General features: G+C 59.1%; 17 protein-coding genes, 1 tRNA gene and 1 riboswitch. Of the genes, 15 read left to right on the top strand and 3 right to left on the bottom strand.

The genetic code is table 11. From position 1 onward, the window contains the following. Positions 1-105 precede the first annotated feature (105 nt). Positions 106-195: riboswitch (TPP riboswitch) on the top strand. Beyond that, positions 190-990: a bifunctional hydroxymethylpyrimidine kinase/phosphomethylpyrimidine kinase gene (gene thiD / locus ABVT35_RS24380; protein ID WP_368470113.1), complete on the top strand. Its 801-nt coding sequence runs from the start codon at positions 190-192 to the stop codon at positions 988-990. (Overlaps the previous riboswitch by 6 nt.) 542 nt (positions 991-1,532) lie before the next feature. Here the strand turns inward: thiD and ABVT35_RS24385 are convergent. Continuing rightward, positions 1,533-1,622 (bottom strand) — tRNA-Ser (locus tag ABVT35_RS24385). A gap of 440 nt (positions 1,623-2,062) precedes the next feature. Between ABVT35_RS24385 and ABVT35_RS24390 the strand changes: the two genes are divergently transcribed. The 14 genes from ABVT35_RS24390 to ABVT35_RS24455 all read left to right on the top strand — a co-directional run bounded on the left by ABVT35_RS24390 (position 2,063) and on the right by ABVT35_RS24455 (position 15,011). Beyond that, on the top strand, positions 2,063-2,785 hold the full coding sequence (locus ABVT35_RS24390; protein WP_368470114.1) for a 50S ribosomal protein L21: 723 nt from the start codon (positions 2,063-2,065) through the stop codon (positions 2,783-2,785). A 29-nt stretch (positions 2,786-2,814) separates the two neighbouring features. Then, positions 2,815-3,084 carry a 50S ribosomal protein L27 gene (rpmA, locus tag ABVT35_RS24395; protein ID WP_368470115.1) on the top strand — a complete coding sequence of 90 codons (270 nt, stop codon included), beginning with the start codon at positions 2,815-2,817 and terminating at the stop codon, positions 3,082-3,084. A gap of 113 nt (positions 3,085-3,197) precedes the next feature. Then, on the top strand, positions 3,198-3,797 hold the full coding sequence (locus tag ABVT35_RS24400) for a GNAT family N-acetyltransferase (RefSeq protein ID WP_368470116.1): 600 nt from the start codon (positions 3,198-3,200) through the stop codon (positions 3,795-3,797). Positions 3,798-4,011: 214 nt separating this feature from the next. Beyond that, a complete protein-coding gene (gene obgE, locus ABVT35_RS24405) occupies positions 4,012-5,046 on the top strand; it encodes a GTPase ObgE (protein WP_368470117.1) in 1,035 nt (344 codons plus the stop codon). Between the two features lie 5 nt (positions 5,047-5,051). Continuing rightward, positions 5,052-6,218 carry a glutamate 5-kinase gene (gene proB / locus ABVT35_RS24410; RefSeq protein ID WP_368470118.1) on the top strand — a complete coding sequence of 389 codons (1,167 nt, stop codon included), beginning with the start codon at positions 5,052-5,054 and terminating at the stop codon, positions 6,216-6,218. 19 nt (positions 6,219-6,237) lie between these two features. After that, positions 6,238-7,521: a glutamate-5-semialdehyde dehydrogenase gene (locus tag ABVT35_RS24415; RefSeq protein ID WP_368470119.1), complete on the top strand. Its 1,284-nt coding sequence runs from the start codon at positions 6,238-6,240 to the stop codon at positions 7,519-7,521. 56 nt (positions 7,522-7,577) lie between these two features. Further along, complete coding sequence (locus ABVT35_RS24420) at positions 7,578-8,198, top strand: nicotinate-nucleotide adenylyltransferase (protein ID WP_368470446.1); 621 nt, start codon at positions 7,578-7,580, stop codon at positions 8,196-8,198. A 176-nt stretch (positions 8,199-8,374) separates the two neighbouring features. After that, positions 8,375-8,830, top strand: coding sequence for a ribosome silencing factor (rsfS, locus tag ABVT35_RS24425; RefSeq protein WP_368470447.1), 456 nt, complete (start codon positions 8,375-8,377; stop codon positions 8,828-8,830). Positions 8,831-9,026: 196 nt separating this feature from the next. After that, positions 9,027-9,509, top strand: a complete 483-nt coding sequence (gene rlmH / locus ABVT35_RS24430) for a 23S rRNA (pseudouridine(1915)-N(3))-methyltransferase RlmH (protein ID WP_368470120.1) — start codon at positions 9,027-9,029, stop codon at positions 9,507-9,509. A gap of 217 nt (positions 9,510-9,726) precedes the next feature. Next, complete coding sequence (locus ABVT35_RS24435) at positions 9,727-11,175, top strand: murein hydrolase activator EnvC (protein ID WP_368470121.1); 1,449 nt, start codon at positions 9,727-9,729, stop codon at positions 11,173-11,175. Continuing rightward, positions 11,165-12,526 (top strand): S41 family peptidase, encoded by a 1,362-nt coding sequence (locus ABVT35_RS24440; protein WP_368470123.1) that lies wholly within the window; start codon positions 11,165-11,167, stop codon positions 12,524-12,526. Before ABVT35_RS24435 ends, ABVT35_RS24440 begins: the two co-directional genes overlap by 11 nt. A 63-nt stretch (positions 12,527-12,589) precedes the next feature. Continuing rightward, positions 12,590-13,798: a divergent polysaccharide deacetylase family protein gene (locus tag ABVT35_RS24445; RefSeq protein ID WP_368470125.1), complete on the top strand. Its 1,209-nt coding sequence runs from the start codon at positions 12,590-12,592 to the stop codon at positions 13,796-13,798. Between the two features lie 3 nt (positions 13,799-13,801). Continuing rightward, complete coding sequence (locus ABVT35_RS24450; RefSeq protein WP_368470126.1) at positions 13,802-14,314, top strand: RNA pyrophosphohydrolase; 513 nt, start codon at positions 13,802-13,804, stop codon at positions 14,312-14,314. A gap of 4 nt (positions 14,315-14,318) precedes the next feature. Then, positions 14,319-15,011 (top strand): aspartate/glutamate racemase family protein, encoded by a 693-nt coding sequence (locus tag ABVT35_RS24455; RefSeq protein ID WP_368470128.1) that lies wholly within the window; start codon positions 14,319-14,321, stop codon positions 15,009-15,011. Positions 15,012-15,060: 49 nt separating this feature from the next. Here the strand turns inward: ABVT35_RS24455 and ABVT35_RS24460 are convergent, their stop codons facing one another. Continuing rightward, complete coding sequence (locus ABVT35_RS24460) at positions 15,061-15,459, bottom strand: F0F1 ATP synthase subunit epsilon (protein ID WP_368470129.1); 399 nt, start codon at positions 15,457-15,459, stop codon at positions 15,061-15,063. A gap of 68 nt (positions 15,460-15,527) precedes the next feature. Next, the gene (gene atpD, locus ABVT35_RS24465; RefSeq protein WP_368470131.1) at positions 15,528-17,051 is read right to left on the bottom strand and encodes a F0F1 ATP synthase subunit beta; all 1,524 of its coding nucleotides are present in this window, start codon (positions 17,049-17,051) and stop codon (positions 15,528-15,530) included. Positions 17,052-17,057 lie beyond the last annotated feature (6 nt).

The following is a 17,057-nucleotide window of genomic DNA, read 5'->3' on the forward strand; positions in this document are numbered from 1 at the left end:
CTCAAATAGAACGCAACAGGAAAGTGCGAAGATTTCAAGACGTTTAGTAAAAACAATCGCCTCACGGCACTTAGGTTGTTGACATCATAACCGCCTTGGAGTGGATTGCCGTTACCGGGGTGCCGCAAGGCTGAGACCATACCCGTTGAACCTGATCTGGATAATGCCGGCGAAGGGAGTTGATCGCACATGACGATACCCAACATTCTGACGATTGCAGGTTCCGACCCCTCGGGCGGCGCCGGAATCCAGGCGGATCTAAAGACCATCGCCGCCAATGGCGGTTACGGCATGTCGGTCGTTACCGCCCTGACGGCACAAAACACCGACGGTGTCAGAAGCATACAGATCGTGGACTGCGCGTTCGTCCGTGATCAGATAACGGCTGTTTTGGATGACATCCGCATCGATGCGATCAAGATCGGCATGCTGGCAAATGCCGGCTTGATTAGCACGGTTGCCGATTGTCTCCGTCGGGCCGAAGGTGTTCCCGTTATCCTCGATCCAGTATGCATGGCAAAAGGCGGGGCGCGGCTGCTCGAACCCGGCGCAATCAGCGCCCTGAAGAGTGAACTGGCTCCTCTGGCCACGATACTCACGCCGAATCTTCCGGAAGCCGCCGAGTTGCTTGCCATCGACGAGCCCGCGAGCCGCAAAGACATGACCCTGGCGGCCAATGCGCTCCTGTCGTTTGGTTCACGCAACATCCTTCTGAAGGGCGGGCATCTCGGCAGTCGCAAGAGTTGCGACCTGCTGGTCTCAAATGACACACAGGCGTGGCTCGAAGCCGAACGGATCGACACCGCAAACACCCACGGCACCGGCTGCACACTGTCTTCCGCGATTGCCACGCTCATGCCGCAGAGCACCTCGGTCCTCGAGGCCGTCGCCGCCGCCAAGGATTACATCCACGGCGCCATACTGCACAGCGGCATGCTCTCGGTCGGTCGCGGACACGGTCCGGTGCATCATGCCTGGCGGCGGGTCTGAACCGGCCCGCCAACATCGTTACTTCCGATGTTCGGCAGTGCGGTTTCGAGCCTTCGAACGACCTTACAGAATTTCCGACTTTTCAACCTGGATCTTCGATTGCAAGATAATCGGTACAGTTTCAGAGATGGGCGATCTCCGCTGGCACCAACCGGCACCCCGGGATCCGGTCCTGCTCCATTGAGCCGTAAGCCGCATGAAGCCACCGGTAATGCAGCGTGTCGCTTTCGACGATTCCTTCGAATTCGGAAACGCCCAGGCCGTATGTCGATCTCCCGCGGCCATCGCACTGATCTCAACCGAGGACAGGCCGTTTGCAGTATAGTCCGCGGCGGTAGCCTCAAACGCATTAGCAAAATCGCTGAGGCGTCCAGCGGATGCATGCGTGCGGCCAGACGTAACCCAGGCTCGGCATTGGAGCAAAGTCCTCCCGGGCCTCCTACCATTCAATTCCTGCGTGAATTATACGGCGACATCAAGAGCGTACGCGGATTGAAGACAGGCCGCGCCAGGTCATGGAATATCAGAATTTCAAAGTGTGATGGCGGAGAGGAAGGGATTCGAACCCCCGATACGGTTGCCCGTATGCCGCATTTCGAGTGCGGTGCTTTCAACCACTCAGCCACCTCTCCGCTTCGTGGTATGCGCATGGATATGCGGGCGCTGTAATAACGATTCAAGACCGCTGACACAAGAGGCTTGTTGCACAATGGCGACCGGAAATTAATTCCTGAAAATCGGCTTTTGCCGGCAATGGGCCGAAGATGTATAAGGGGCGGTTGCAGGCATACGCGCAACGGTCTTCGAAAGCGGCAAAAATCACCCCTCCCGCCTTGACTTGGACGCGTCTTTCCCGTATCTCCCGGCTATCCATGGCGTGAGGCGACTTGCGCCATCTGTTTTGTCGGGCTCAGGCAATGTCAAAACGGCTTCGGGAAAATCCGCCATATGGCGCTTTCGGGTCTGATTTGGACTGTTGGCAAGATCTGGCGATCATTCGCAATCGACTGAATAAAAAGACGGCTGTGCGGTTCTCCGCGACAAGCCGGACCGAGCATGGAAAGGCTAAAAAATGTTCGCAGTCATCAAAACAGGCGGAAAGCAGTATACTGTTGCCGCTGACGACCTTCTGAAGGTCGAAAAGCTCGCCGGCAATGCCGGTGACACAGTTGAATTCACGGAAGTTCTGATGGTCGGTGAAGGCGCCGATGCAACCATCGGCAAGCCCTTCGTAGACGGCGCGCTGGTTACAGCCGAAGTTGTCGAGCAGGGCCGTGCGCGCAAGGTTATCGCGTTCAAGAAGCGCCGCCGGCAGAACTCCAAGCGGACCCGCGGTCATCGTCAGCACGAGACCACAATCCGTATCGCCGAAATTCTGACGGGTGGTGCCAAGCCGAAGAAGGCTGCCGCGCCGAAGAAGGCCGCAGAAAAGAAAGCTGCGGAAAAGAAGGCTGATGCAGCGCCGAAGGCAAAGGCTGCGGAAAAGCCAAAGGCGGCAGCTCCCAAGGCTGCAACCAAGGAGAAGGCTCCGGCAAAGGCGAAAGCCGCCGATGATGCGCCGGCAGCAATCTTCTCGGCACCCAAGGGTGATGCCGACGACCTGAAGAAGATTTCCGGTGTCGGCCCGGTCCTTGAAAAGAAACTGCATGCATTCGGCGTTACGCAGTATGCTCAGATCGCAGCCTTTTCGAAGGATGATATCGCCAAGCTCGACGAAGCCCTGAATTTCAAGGGCCGCATTGAGCGCGACGACTGGATCGGCCAGGCCAAGGCGCTGGCTGAGGCAGCGAAATAACCGGGTTCGAGGATTAAAGGAGTAGACCAATGGCACACAAAAAAGCTGGCGGTTCATCGCGCAACGGACGCGATTCAGAGTCCAAACGCCTCGGCGTGAAGAAGTTTGGCGGCGAAGCCGTCATTCCGGGCAACATCATCGTGCGTCAGCGCGGCACAAAGTGGCATCCGGGTCAGGGCGTCGGTCTTGGCAAGGATCACACGATTTTTGCGGTCGTGGAAGGCAATGTGAGCTTCCGCACGAAAGCCAACGGCCGCTGCTATGTGTCCGTAATGCCGCGTGCGCAAGCAGCAGAATAGCCGGTTGAAACAGCCGGCGTCTCATCGACCCGGCTGACATTTTTCAGGCCAAAAGTTCAAGGGGAGATGGGACAACCATCTCCCCTTTTCATTTGCAACCGGAGGACTGAAAAATGGAATTGGAAAGTCAGGACGACGAAAGCCATCATGAACGGGGCGGATGCCCGGTTCTGGTTACCGAAAGGCTGGTTTTAAGGACCCCGCATCTCGAAGACACAGACGCACTTACCTGTCTCGCCAACAATGCCCGGGTCGCTACGATGGTATCGCGCATGCCGCATCCCTATACCCGCAAGGACGCCACGGATTTTATCCGTCGCTCCAAAACGGGCGCGATCGGTAAATGTGTCTACGCCGTGACGAATTCCGATGACGGCCGGTTTCTCGGTTGCTGCGGGATCGAACCGCAGGACAATCCCGCAACACTGGAGCTCGGCTATTGGATCGGCGAGCCCCATTGGGGCAACGGCTATGCCACGGAAGCCGCCCATGCGGTCATCGACATGGCATTCCGCACCCGCAATATCGATTGCATCGATGTTCGTTGCCGGGTCACCAACCTCGGCTCGCGCCGGGTGATCCACAAATGCGGTTTCCAGTTCCAGGGAACCGGCATGGTCAACTCGATGGCGCTCGGCAGCGCGGTGCCCGTTGAATGGTACCGCCTCGATCGCAAGACCTGGATTTCGCTGCGCAGCTGGGCGGCGGCATAAAATCGGGGCCCGTGGCAAAGTTTGCCGCGGGCCCTTTGCTTGAAGGAACCGAACGGATGGTAAATGAACTGCAAATCCTGACAAAGGGCCCACAAACGCCTGCGAAGAGGCGATTTGTGGCCATCCGCTCACGATTGCCTTTGACCTGTGCGCAGGCGGGCTTTATCCGTATGGCCAGATTTTCAAACTACAATTGCAGGCGGATAGCGGGCACATGAAATTTCTCGATCAGGCCAAGATCAATATCCGCTCGGGCGACGGTGGCGCCGGATGCGTTTCGTTCCACCGGGAAAAATACATCGAATTCGGCGGACCGGATGGCGGCGACGGCGGACGCGGCGGCGATGTGTGGGTCGAGGCCGTTCAGGGCCTCAACACGCTGATCGACTATCGCTATCAGCAGCACTTCAAGGCCAAGACCGGCATGCACGGCATGGGCCGCAACCGGACCGGAGCGATGGGATCCGACGTCACACTGAAGGTTCCGGTCGGCACCCAGATCTTTGAAGATGACAATGAAACCCTGATCTGCGACCTGATGGAAGAGGGCCAGCGTTTCCGGCTGGCTGCCGGTGGCAATGGCGGTTTCGGCAACGCGCATTTCAAATCCTCCACCAACCAGGCGCCGCGGCGTGCCAATCCCGGCCTTCCGGGCGTTGAGAGAATCGTCTGGCTGCGCCTCAAACTGATTGCCGATGCCGGTCTCGTCGGCCTTCCCAACGCCGGCAAGTCGACGTTCCTGGCGGCTGTCACGCGCGCCCGCCCCAAAATCGCCGACTATCCCTTCACCACGCTGCACCCCAATCTCGGCGTCGCCAGCGTCGACGGCACCGAGTTCATCATAGCCGATATACCGGGGCTGATAGAGGGCGCCCATGAAGGCACGGGGGTCGGCGACCGCTTCCTCGGCCATGTCGAACGCACCCGCGTCCTGCTGCACCTTGTTTCGGCGCAGGAGCATGACGTCGCGAAAGCATACAAGACCGTGCGCGGTGAGATCGAAGCCTATGGTCAGGGCCTCGCCGAGAAGCCGGAAATTGTCGCTCTCAGCCAGGCGGATATCCTCGATGACGAGCTGCGTGCCGCCCTTGCCGGCGAACTGGAAACGGCCTGCGGCAAGAAACCTATGGTACTGTCCGCCGTATCCGGCCTTGGCATGAAGGAAGCGCTGCGGGCGCTGCGGCACATCATCGACGAGACCAAACAGGCAGAAGAGCCCGTACAGCCGGACACGCGCTGGCAGGATTGAACATCATGAGTGCCGAAGAGAACAGTCTGCGCAGCTACAGGCGCATAACGATCAAGGTGGGTTCGGCCCTGCTTGTCGACCGGCAGCACGGGCTGCGCCGGCAGTGGGTGGATGCGCTTTGCCAGGATATATCAGCGCTGCGTCGCGACGGCGCCGACGTCATCGTCGTCTCTTCCGGATCGATTGCCCTCGGGCGGACCGTCATGCAGGGCACGAGCCTCGGGCCTTCGCGCGGGCGCATCAAGCTGGAGGAAAGCCAGGCGGCGGCCGCCATCGGGCAGATTGCGCTCGCAAAGGCCTGGTCTGAGGCGCTCTCGGAACAAAATCTCGTTGCCGGTCAGGTGCTGCTGACGCTTGGCGACACCGAGGAGCGCCGACGCTACCTCAATGCCCGCGCAACCATTCACCAGCTCTTGAAAGCCGGCGCAGTGCCGGTCATCAATGAAAACGATACCGTTGCCACCAATGAAATCCGCTACGGCGACAATGACCGCCTGGCGGCTAGGGTCGCCACCATGGCCGGCGCCGACATGCTGGTTCTCCTTTCGGATGTTGACGGTCTTTATTCCGCACCGCCGGACAACAACCCCGACGCCGAGTTCCTGCACCGGATCGACGAGATAACCCCGCAGATCGATGCAATGGCGGGCGACGCCGGCTCCGAACTGTCGCGCGGCGGCATGAAGACCAAGATCGAGGCCGGGCGCATCGCCACCAAGGCGGGCTGCGCCATGATCATTGCATCCGGCAAGGTCGAGCATCCGCTTCGCGCCATCGAAGAGGGTGCACGCCACAGCCTCTTCCTGCCCAGCGCTTCTCCGGTGACCGCGCGCAAAAAATGGATTGCCGGACAGTTGGAGCCGGCGGGCCGGTTTTTTGTCGATGACGGCGCACAGAAGGCCCTTAAATCCGGAAAGAGCCTGCTGCCTGCCGGTGTACGGAATGTGACCGGCAAGTTCCTGCGCGGCGACACCGTCGCCATCTGCAATCTTGCCGGATACGAATTTGCCCGCGGACTTGCCGCCTATGGCGCTGACGAGGCAACGCTGATTGCCGGTCGAAAATCCTCCGAAATAGCTGAAATTCTTGGTTATTCGGGGCGTGCCGCCATGATCCACCGCGACGACATGGTGTTGACAGGGGCGCAATTTGCCTCGAATGAAGACGATTAAAGTAATGGGAAACGGTAAGATGTTGGACGAGGTTGCGAAGGACATGGACGTTGCAGAGCTGATGGCTGTCATCGGCGCCAGCGCGAAAGCCGCAAGCGCGCCACTCGCCATTGCGACGTCTGAGCAGAAAAACGCCGCGCTGACCGCCATGGCCGATGCGATCGACGCCGGCACGGACGCGATCCTGAAAGCCAACGCCATCGACATGGAAATTGCTGCCGGCACGGACATGGCGGCATCCTTCCTCGACCGCCTGAGACTTGACGGCGCCCGCGTTGCTGCAATGGCCGAGGGTATTCGGGCCATCGCTTCCCTGAAAGATCCGGTCGGCGATGTCATTGCCAGCTGGACCCGGCCCAACGGTCTTGAAATCGAACGGGTGCGCACGCCGCTCGGCGTTATCGGCGTGATCTATGAAAGCCGGCCCAATGTGACGGCGGACGCCGGCGCGCTTTGCCTGAAAGCCGGCAACGCGGTTGTCTTGCGCGGCGGATCGGACTCCCACAACTCTTCGAGGGCAATCCACAAATGCCTGGTTGAAGGTTTGAAATCAGCCGGCCTTCCCGAACATGCAATCCAGCTCGTACCGGTCACCGACCGCATGGCCGTTGGTGAAATGCTCAAGGGTCTGGGAGGCGCGATCGACGTGATCGTTCCGAGAGGAGGAAGAAGCCTGGTGGAGCGGGTTCAAAGTGAAGCGCGCGTTCCTGTTTTTGCGCATCTAGAGGGTCTGTGTCACATCTATGTCGACAAATCGGCCGATCTCGACATGGCAAAAGCGATTGCGGTTAACGCAAAAATGCGCCGAACCGGCATTTGCGGGGCCGCTGAAACGTTGCTGGTGGATAAAAATGCGGCCGCAACGCATCTTGTACCGCTGCTTGACGCTTTAAGCGCTGCCGGTTGCGAAATCCGGGCGTCTTCCGATGTGAAGGAAGCCTTTCCGAAGGCAATTCCCGCCAGCGAAGAAGATTGGTCCACCGAATATCTCGACAGCATCATTTCCGTCGCGCTGGTTAATGGAATCGACGGTGCCATAGAACATATCGGCCGTTATTCCTCAAACCACACCGAGGCGGTCATTGCCGAGGATGCAGCTGTTGTCGAACGGTTCATGAACGAGATCGATTCGGCAATCCTGCTGCATAATGCCTCGACCCAGTTTGCCGATGGCGGCGAGTTCGGCATGGGTGCCGAAATCGGCATCGCGACAGGCAAGATGCACGCCCGCGGGCCGGTTGGCGTCGAGCAGCTGACCTCATTCAAATACCGGGTGCGCGGCAGCGGCCAGGTCCGCCCATAGCAAATGCCGGAAGCCCGTTGACCGAACCCGATCAGATCCCAGCATCACTGTTGCGCATGCCCCATGTCGAACCGGGCATGGCTGTCGGCCTGTTCGGCGGTTCATTCAATCCACCCCATGAGGGCCATGTTCTGGTCGCCGATACTGCCATAAGAAAGCTTCGCCTTGATCAGTTGTGGTGGATCGTAACGCCCGGCAATCCTTTGAAAGACAACAGCAATCTTGCGCGACTTTCGACGCGCATTGAGTGGAGCCGCGAGATTGCCACCGATCCCCGGATCAAATTCACCGCCTTCGAGACCGCCCATAATCTTCGCTACACGGCACAAACGCTTCGCTTCGTGAAACAGCGCAACCATGGCGTGAAGTTCGTCTGGGTTATGGGCGCCGACAATCTTGCCGGATTCCACCACTGGCAGGACTGGCAATTCATCGCCAACGCCATGCCCATCGCAATCGTCGACCGGCCCGGATCGACTTTGTCCTATCTGTCTTCGATCATGGCCAAAACCTTCGGTCACGCGCGTGTCGATGAAAACGACGTGGCCGCCCTTGCCCGGATGAAGCCGCCGGCATGGACATTTATTCACGGCCCGAGATCACCGCATTCGTCGACAGCGATCCGCAAGACGCAGGAAAAACAGAGCACAAATGATCCACCAACGGACCGCAATTGAATATAGATCACCCAAAAAATCGTGATGAGCTTTGTCTTGAATCCTTAAGCTATCCATGCCTATCCTAAGGTGTATTTGCTGCAATGCGTATCGTCTGAGTCGTTTTTGCGGTTTTCGGACGGCTATTGGAGCGGGGAAACGCCGGCAATGAGGCCGTATGACGTTGCAGTCCCCGTATCAAGGGCAAATCGAAGCTTGTTCTGTTTCGGAAAGGAAAGACACTGAGAACAGCACACAGCAAGGGAAATGCCGAACACATTTCCTCATCCGCACTGGAAAGCGGCTCTGCTGCATTTCATGCGTTGAAACTGGTCCTCGCCAGCCTCGAGGAATCCAAGGCGGAAGACACTGTCTCCATCGACATTGCCGGTAAGTCTGCACTGGGCGACCACATGGTTGTTGCGTCCGGTCGGTCCAACCGTCATGTCACAGCCATCTGTGATCACCTTCTGCGCGATCTGAAAAATGCTGGTTTCGGATCGGCCAAGGTCGAAGGTTTGAGCAATGGTGACTGGGTCCTGATCGACACCGGAGACATCATCATTCACGTGTTCCGCCCCGAAGTCAGGGAATTCTACAACATCGAGAAGATGTGGATGGCTCCTGAAGTCGATGAGGATACGGTGCACTAGTGGCCCGGAACTGAATACCGTTCGGTATTGAAATAATATTCAGAACGAAGTTCAGGTTCAGCCACTAGACTGGTAAGCTTTTGTTTCTTGTATGGTATCGGGTCTCTGCCGCATTGAATGCGGCTCGACCGGAACCATTCGCACGAAGCATCAGCCGTCAACTTTGCCCGATGCGGCGGCTATAAGGCGAGGCAAAATGCGGGTGACGATTTATGCCGTGGGCCGGTTGAAGGCCGGCCCCGAAAGAGAGCTTGCAGCGCGCTATGTCGATCGCTTTTCCAAAACCGGTGCTGCCCAGGGTTTGAGCTTCACTCGCATTATCGAGCTGCCCGAAAGCCGCGCATCCAACGCCGCGACCCGCAAGCGCGAAGAGTATGCGGCTCTGCAAAAGCAGTTGCCTGCCGATTCTATCGTTGTTGCACTCGATGAACGCGGCCGCACACCTGATTCAAACGAATTTGCGGGAATGCTGGGGAAATGGTGCGATGCCGGGCGGCGCGACCTTGCCATCACGATCGGCGGTGCCGACGGCCACGATCCGCAGTTGCTTGAACAGGCCGATGTGGTGATATCCTTCGGCAAAATGACCTGGCCGAATCAGATTGTGCGTATCCTGCTTGCAGAGCAGCTCTACCGTGCATCGACCATTCTTGCCGGCCATCCCTACCATCGGAACTAAGGCATCTGCCATATCACGGCCATTCTTGAGTGCCAGACAGGCCTGATACCGTTCTGCACCAGTCAATCGGGCGACTGTCTGAAACCATCACGAATTAATACTGGGGGAGCGCAATATTGAGGCATGCAACGGGTCGATACCCGGTTCCCTTGTCTTACGGCATTGCCTCATACGGCCGGGCGGCTATGGTTGTTGAGGGGAAAATACGCGGGAATTCATGATTCGCACCTTGCAGAACATACAGCACGCACCGCACTTTGCGGCCGTGGCTTCCTGTTTCGGCACGCAACCGGTCGCACACCTGTGCGCCAGCGCCCTTTTGGTTGCCGCCATCATCGTGCAGGGTTCCACTACGCCGGCCAACGCGCAATCGCACAAGCAGGCGCGTCACGCCAACGCCGATACAAGCAAGATCGAGACCCTCAATCAGCAGCGCCAGAAAGAACTTGGCGAACTGGAACGGATCGCCGCCGATATTGAGCTCTCCAAGGAGCGGCGGGCGGCGCTTGAAGAGGGTATAGACGCGCTCAAGAAAGACCAGGCAACGCTGCGAACCGCATTGGTCCAGAGCGCAAAGACACAAAAGAAGCTCAGCGAAGACATTTCGGAGAGCGAGCTGCGCCTTGCCAGCCTGAGCGGGCGGCATGCCGAAGTGCGGCAATCCCTCAATGCGCGCCGCGGCGTTCTGGCGGAAGTCCTGGCGGCGCTGCAGAGGATGGGCAGGAACCCGCCGCCGGCGCTGCTTGTCAGCCCGGAAGATGCGCTTTCATCCGTCCGAAGCGCCATCCTGCTTGGCGCGGTCGTGCCCGAAATACGTGAGCAGACGGATCGCCTCGTCGCCGACCTGCAGGAACTGACGGATATTCGTGCTTCCATTGCCAATGAGCGGGTACTTCTTCTGGCAACGCTTGAAGAACAGGCAGAAGAAGAAGAAAAGCTGACGCTGCTGCTTACTGAAAAGCGCAAACTGGCCGACGAGAGCCTTCAAAAGCTGGAGGCCGAAGCGCGTGAATCGCGGCAGCTTGCCGCCCGCGCCGAAAGTCTTGAGGACCTTATCGCTTCGCTTGGCAATGAAATCGAGTCGGTGCGCAAGTCGATTGAGGAAGCGCGGCTTACGGAAGAAAAACGCGCTGCTGAATCGCAAAAACAAAGGGAAAAGGCGCGCGAACTCGCCAGAACGGCAAAGCCCGACGCAAGCCGCATCGCACCTGCCTTTGCTTTTTCCAGATTGAAGAACAAGCTGGAACTGCCCGTTGCCGGAAAGGCCAAATACGGTTTTGGAGAGGACGACGATACGGGCCGCCAGCTCAAGGGCATGATGATTTCAACCGGGCCTGACGCGATTGTTACAGCGCCGGCAGACGGTTGGGTGGTATATTCGGGCCCGTTCCGCTCCTATGGCCAGCTGATTATTCTCAATGCCGGAGACGGCTATCACCTTGTCATGGCCGGAATGGGCAGCACCAATGCCGATATCGGTCAGTTCGTCGTCGCCGGCGAACCGATCGGGCGTATGAGTGCAACAAAGGTCGCGTCGGCAACGGCATTGGCTCTGGCTTCGACAGAGCCGACGCTCTACATTGAATTTAGAAGAAACGGAAAACCTGTTGATCCGGCTCCGTGGTGGGCCAGCAATCCTTCCGGAAGGGTACGCAATGATTCGTAAAGTTACACTCCTGGCCGCTGGCGTCGTTATCGGCGCATTGTCCGTCAGTGCAATTCAGTCAGCCGGCACGTCTGCCGAGGCCGCCAATTCCGAGACCTACAGGCAGCTCTCCATTTTCGGGGACGTCTTCGAAAGGGTCCGGGCCCAATATGTGACGCCCCCGGAGGAAAGCGAGCTGATTGAGAGCGCCATCAACGGCATGCTCACGTCGCTCGATCCGCACTCAAGCTACCTCAACGCCAAGGACGCCGACGACATGCGCACGCAGACGCGCGGCGAATTCGGCGGGCTGGGCATTGAAGTCACACTCGACAGGGACAGCGAACTGGTGAAGGTCATCACGCCGATCGATGACACCCCGGCTTCCAAGGCCGGTGTTCTTGCCGGCGACCTGATTTCCGAGATCGACGGCGAACCGGTGCGTGGGCTGACGCTGTCGCAGGCTGTTGAAAAAATGCGCGGACCGGTCGGGTCCGACATTGATCTGACAGTCTTGCGCGAGGGTGCGGATGCGCCGATCAATATTCAGATCACCCGTGCGATCATCAAGATCAAGGCGGTCAAATACCGGGTTGAAGGCGACGTCGGATATATCCGCCTGATCTCCTTCACCGAAAAGACCTATAACGACCTTGCAAATGCCATCGAGAACATCAACGAGAAGATCCCCGCCGACAAGCTGAAGGGATATGTTGTCGATCTCCGGCTCAACCCCGGCGGTCTGCTCGACCAGGCAATCAACGTTTCTGACGCATTCCTCGACCGCGGTGAAATCGTTTCTACGCGCGGACGCAATGCCGAAGAAACCCGCCGCTACAACTCGCGGCCGGGCGATCTAACCGATGGCAAGCCGGTCATCGTGCTCGTCAATGGCGGCTCGGCAAGTGCGTCGGAAATCGTTGCCGGTGCGCTTCAGGACCACAAGCGCGCCACCATCATCGGTACACGCTCCTTTGGCAAGGGATCGGTGCAGACCATCATCCCGCTCGGTGAGAACGGCGCTTTGCGCCTGACGACGGCGCTCTACTACACGCCGTCCGGCAAATCGATCCAGGGAACCGGCATCAAGCCCGACATCATCGTCGAACAGCCGCTGCCCGAGGAATTGCAGGGACGCGTGCGCCAGACCGGCGAATCGGAACTTCGCGGCCATATCCAGGGCCAGGAAGAAACCGATGAAGGCTCCGGCTCCATCGCCTATGTCCCGCCGGAAGCCGAAGATGACGAGCAGCTGGGCTACGCCCTTGAGCTGATCCGCGGCGAAAAGACGGATCCGGCCTTCCCGCCGAACACCGACAAGACGGCCGATGCAGCCAAGGATGTTGACAAAGCCGGCAGCAAGACCGAATAAGCGAACGGAGCCGTCCGTTTCGGCAGGCGGCTCCGTCAACAATTCAACGCTGAACGGCAGGCCGTGGACACAGGCTCCGAACTCGATAAACCGCTTGGACAAGGCCGCCGGAAAAAGAAGCCGGGAGGCAAGGGCGGACGGTCGTCGCGCTCACTTTACATAGCCCTCGGCTTTGCCGTCGTCTTTGCAGGCGCCGGCTTTCTGGCGCTACAACAAAATCCGTTGCAAAAGCCGGCAACGGCTCCTGCCTCACAACCAGCTGACAGCGACACGGAAGAAACGCCCGCGCAATCAGCACAGGCAGAGAGCGGCGTTCCGGCAGATGGCCGTGTTTCCGGCAACTCGGGCGCCAATCTCAATCGCACCCTTACAGATGACGGTCAGGTTGTAACGACCATCACACCGCGCGACAGGGGTGACGACGGACCGGTCATTGTTTCGGGCGCAGAAACGGTTGGGCAGGATCCGCGCATGGCACACCTGCCCGTACCCGAACTTCTCGAAAAGTCGCAATACGGCCGGCTGCCGGTCATCGGAGCCGATGGCGGCCGCGCGGTCGACGCCTATGCGCGCCCCTGGTCGGGCGCGCGCGGCACGCGCATCGCAATTGTCGTCGGCGGGCTTGGCCTCAGCCAGACCGGAACGCAATATGCGATCAACACGCTGCCCGAGGAAATCACTCTCGCCTTCGCCGCCAGCGGCAACAGCCTGCAACGCTGGCTGCAGGAAGCAAGACGCGCCGGACACGAGGTGCTGCTGCAGGTGCCGTTCGAGCCATTCAACTATCCACAAAACAACCCCGGCCCCCACACTTTAGTTGTCGAAGACGGTGCCCAGCAGAACCTTGCCGATCTCCACTGGGCCATGGGGCGCATCACAAATTACACCGGCATCATGAATTTCATGGGCGGCCGCTTCCTGTCCGATCCGGCCGTGACCGAGCCGATTATGCGTGATCTCGCCAAGCGGGGCGTACTCTTTCTCGATGACGGAACGTCCGCCCGTTCGGTGACGGACGCCCTTGCCTCGGCGGTCGGTGTGCCCCATGCGGCGGCCGATCTGGTGGTGGACAGCTCTGTCGACCATGGCGATATCATGAAAAAGCTCGACGATGTGGAACGCATCGCCCGGCGCAACGGCTCGGCCATTGCCGTGGCCTCGGCCTTCGATACCAGTGTCAACGCAATCGCCGCATGGGCCAACGAAGCAAAAGCCAGGGGAATAGAGATCGTCTCGGTTTCGGCGCTGACGGACGATCCGGAAAAATACTGAGCCATGAAAAGAGCCAAATCAGCAATGCTACCCTACCGCCCCTGTGTCGGAATTGCCGTTTTCAACCGGCGGGGTCTGGTGTGGACCGGCCGGCGGATCCACGAAAAGAAGGGCGAGCTGACCAATTCAGGGCACCTTTGGCAGATGCCGCAGGGCGGTATCGACAAGGGCGAGGAGCCGCTGGTTGCCGCAAGGCGCGAGCTTCTGGAAGAAACCGGTATTCGCAGCGTCTCGCTGCTTGAAGAGGCACCTGAGTGGATCAACTACGATCTACCGGAAGACCTCATCGGCATCGCGCTGAAGGGAAAATACCGTGGGCAAACCCAGCGCTGGTTTGCATTCCGCTTCGAGGGCGATGAAAGCGAAATCGCCATCAACCCTCCGCCCGGCGGTCACAAGGCGGAATTTGACGACTGGAAATGGCGGCCGATCGGAGAAGTGCCCGACCTGATCGTGCCATTCAAGCGCGGCGTCTACGAGCAGGTGGTCGCCGCCTTCTCGCACCTGTCGGCGTAGCGTCATGAAGCTGATCGGCCTCATTGGTGGCATGAGCTGGGAATCGACCGCGCTCTACTATGCTGCGATGAACGAGGAGGTGAAGCGGCGGCTCGGCGGGCTGCATTCGGCGCGCATCCTCCTGCATTCGGTCGATTTTCACGAAATCGAGCAGCGCCAGCATTCGGGTGACTGGAGCGGCACCGCTGATATCCTGACCGGGGCAGCAACCGGTCTGAAAGCCGCCGGGGCGGAATTCCTGGTCATTGCAACCAACACAATGCACAAAGTGGCCGAAGAGATTGAGACCGGCTCCGGCCTGCCGGTCCTCCACATCGCCGATCCGACAGGTGAGGCGCTGACGCGTGATGGTGTAAAAACTGTCGGCCTGCTCGGCACGCGTTTTACAATGGAAGAGAGCTTCTATTCGGATCGCCTGCGCCGGTCCTTCGGGCTCGATGTCATCGTGCCGGGAACGGACACAAGGGCAGCGATCCACCGCGCCATTTACGAAGAACTCTGCCTCGGCAAAGTCACTGGAGAGACCCGCGCACTCTTTGAACGCGCCATCAGCGATTTAAAAGCCGCTGGCGCCGAGGCTGTCATTCTCGGTTGCACCGAGATCACCATGGCGGTTGATGAAACAAACAGCGTGCTGCCGGTCTACGACACCACCGTGTTGCACGCTTTTGCTGCTGTCGAACGGGCGCTGAAATAAAAACGGGCCCCGAGGGCCCGTCATTCAATCTCTCATCCGTCGGAACCGGTCAGAACGCATTCTGCAATGTCGTCAGATTGTCCAGGTGTTCGGCTATGCGCGCCTTCTCGGCGTCGCTCGTGGCATCCGCCAGATCTTCCCTGGTATTCTGGATGCGCTCCGCCAGCGCTTCATGGTCGATATCATCGACATGAACGGCTGATTCGGCAAGAATGGTACAGCCTTCAGGCAGGATGTCGGCAAAACCGCCAAAGACGACATAGCGGTTCGAGGCGCCCTCAGCGGTTTTCACCTCGACGATGCCCGGCTTGACCGTAGCCATGACCGGCGCGTGGTGCGCCATTACGGTCATTTCACCATCGGCGGCCGGCAGAATAACCTCACTAACCGCATCGGAAAGCAGCAGGCGCTCCGGAGACACGAGCTCGAAATTGAAACTGTCAGCCATGGGTTGTCACTCTATCATTCACATGGACCTTAAAGACGGGCATCGGGCCCGCCCATCCGGCGTTTCGCTTAAGCGGCTTCAGCAGCCAGCTTCTGAGCCTTCTCAATGGCCTGGTCGATACCGCCAACCATGTAGAAGGCAGCTTCGGGAAGATGGTCGTATTCACCTTCTACAAGACCCTTGAAGCTCTTGATCGTGTCTTCGAGATCAACGAGCTGGCCCGGAGAGCCGGTAAAGACTTCGGCAACGAAGAACGGCTGCGACAGGAAGCGCTCGATCTTACGGGCGCGTGCCACGGTCATCTTGTCTTCTTCCGACAGCTCGTCCATGCCGAGAATGGCGATGATGTCCTGCAGGGACTTGTAGCGCTGCAGGATCGACTGAACCTGACGGGCAACATCATAGTGCTCCTGACCAACGATCATCGGATCGAGCATACGCGAGGTGGAGTCCAGCGGATCCACGGCAGGATAAATGCCCTTTTCGGAGATCGCACGGTTCAAAACGGTCGTCGCGTCAAGGTGCGCAAAGGACGTTGCCGGTGCCGGGTCGGTCAGGTCGTCGGCCGGAACGTAAACGGCCTGCACGGAGGTGATCGATCCCTTGTTGGTGGTGGTGATGCGCTCCTGCATGGTGCCCATATCGGTCGCCAGCGTCGGCTGATAGCCCACAGCCGAAGGAATACGGCCAAGCAACGCGGACACTTCGGAACCGGCCTGCGTGAAGCGGAAGATGTTGTCGACGAAGAAGAGAACGTCCTGGCCTTCGTCACGGAACTGCTCGGCAACGGTCAGGCCGGTCAGGGCAACACGGGCACGGGCGCCGGGAGGCTCGTTCATCTGGCCGAACACCAGCGCGCACTTGGAACCTTCGGTCGAACCCTTGTTTTCCTGCGGGTCCTTGTTCACGCCCGATTCGATCATTTCCCAGTAAAGGTCGTTGCCTTCGCGGGTACGCTCGCCAACACCGGCAAACACGGAGTAACCGCCATGCGCCTTTGCAACGTTGTTGATCAGTTCCTGAATGAGAACGGTCTTGCCGACGCCGGCGCCGCCGAACAGGCCGATCTTGCCGCCCCTTGCGTAAGGCGCCAGGAGGTCGACGACCTTGATGCCGGTGACCAGAATTTCAGCTTCCGTCGACTGGTCGACATAATCCGGAGCGTCCTGGTGAATGGCCCGTGTTGCCGCGGTCTTGACCGGACCGGCTTCGTCGATCGGCTCGCCGATGACATTCATGATGCGGCCAAGCGTTTCAGCGCCGACGGGAACCGAGATCGGGGCTCCGGTATCGGTGACCTTCTGGCCGCGAACGAGACCTTCGGAACTGTCCATGGCGATGGTGCGGACGGTGTTTTCACCAAGGTGCTGCGCAACTTCCAGAATCAGGCGGTTGCCCAGATTGTCCGTTTCCAGGGCGTTGAGGATCGGCGGCAGGTGATCTTCGAAAGCGACGTCGACAACGGCGCCGATGACCTGCGTGATCGTTCCGGTTACGCCAGCGGGCTTTGCCGCGGCCTTTGCCGGAGCGCGGCGCTTTGCCGGTTTTGCTTCCGCTTCCGCGGTCTTTGTTGGGGTAGCTGCCTTAGCCATATCTTC

It is taken from the genome of Hoeflea sp. TYP-13 (assembly GCF_040932035.1).
Lineage (GTDB): Bacteria > Pseudomonadota > Alphaproteobacteria > Rhizobiales > Rhizobiaceae > Hoeflea_A.

Excerpts from the sequence above, each read along its gene's own strand:
- ABVT35_RS24390 (WP_368470114.1), top strand. The coding sequence starts at position 2,063 with ATGTTCGCAGTCATCAAAACAGGCGGAAAGCAGTATACTGTTGCCGCT.
- atpD (WP_368470131.1), bottom strand. The coding sequence starts at position 17,051 with ATGGCTAAGGCAGCTACCCCAACAAAGACCGCGGAAGCGGAAGCAAAA.
- thiD (WP_368470113.1), top strand. The coding sequence starts at position 190 with ATGACGATACCCAACATTCTGACGATTGCAGGTTCCGACCCCTCGGGC.
- ABVT35_RS24400 (WP_368470116.1), top strand. The coding sequence starts at position 3,198 with ATGGAATTGGAAAGTCAGGACGACGAAAGCCATCATGAACGGGGCGGA.
- rlmH (WP_368470120.1), top strand. The coding sequence starts at position 9,027 with ATGCGGGTGACGATTTATGCCGTGGGCCGGTTGAAGGCCGGCCCCGAA.
- rpmA (WP_368470115.1), top strand. The coding sequence starts at position 2,815 with ATGGCACACAAAAAAGCTGGCGGTTCATCGCGCAACGGACGCGATTCA.
- proB (WP_368470118.1), top strand. The coding sequence starts at position 5,052 with ATGAGTGCCGAAGAGAACAGTCTGCGCAGCTACAGGCGCATAACGATC.
- ABVT35_RS24455 (WP_368470128.1), top strand. The coding sequence starts at position 14,319 with ATGAAGCTGATCGGCCTCATTGGTGGCATGAGCTGGGAATCGACCGCG.
- ABVT35_RS24440 (WP_368470123.1), top strand. The coding sequence starts at position 11,165 with ATGATTCGTAAAGTTACACTCCTGGCCGCTGGCGTCGTTATCGGCGCA.
- ABVT35_RS24420 (WP_368470446.1), top strand. The coding sequence starts at position 7,578 with ATGCCCCATGTCGAACCGGGCATGGCTGTCGGCCTGTTCGGCGGTTCA.
- ABVT35_RS24435 (WP_368470121.1), top strand. The coding sequence starts at position 9,727 with ATGATTCGCACCTTGCAGAACATACAGCACGCACCGCACTTTGCGGCC.
- ABVT35_RS24450 (WP_368470126.1), top strand. The coding sequence starts at position 13,802 with ATGAAAAGAGCCAAATCAGCAATGCTACCCTACCGCCCCTGTGTCGGA.
- obgE (WP_368470117.1), top strand. The coding sequence starts at position 4,012 with ATGAAATTTCTCGATCAGGCCAAGATCAATATCCGCTCGGGCGACGGT.
- ABVT35_RS24415 (WP_368470119.1), top strand. The coding sequence starts at position 6,238 with ATGTTGGACGAGGTTGCGAAGGACATGGACGTTGCAGAGCTGATGGCT.
- ABVT35_RS24460 (WP_368470129.1), bottom strand. The coding sequence starts at position 15,459 with ATGGCTGACAGTTTCAATTTCGAGCTCGTGTCTCCGGAGCGCCTGCTG.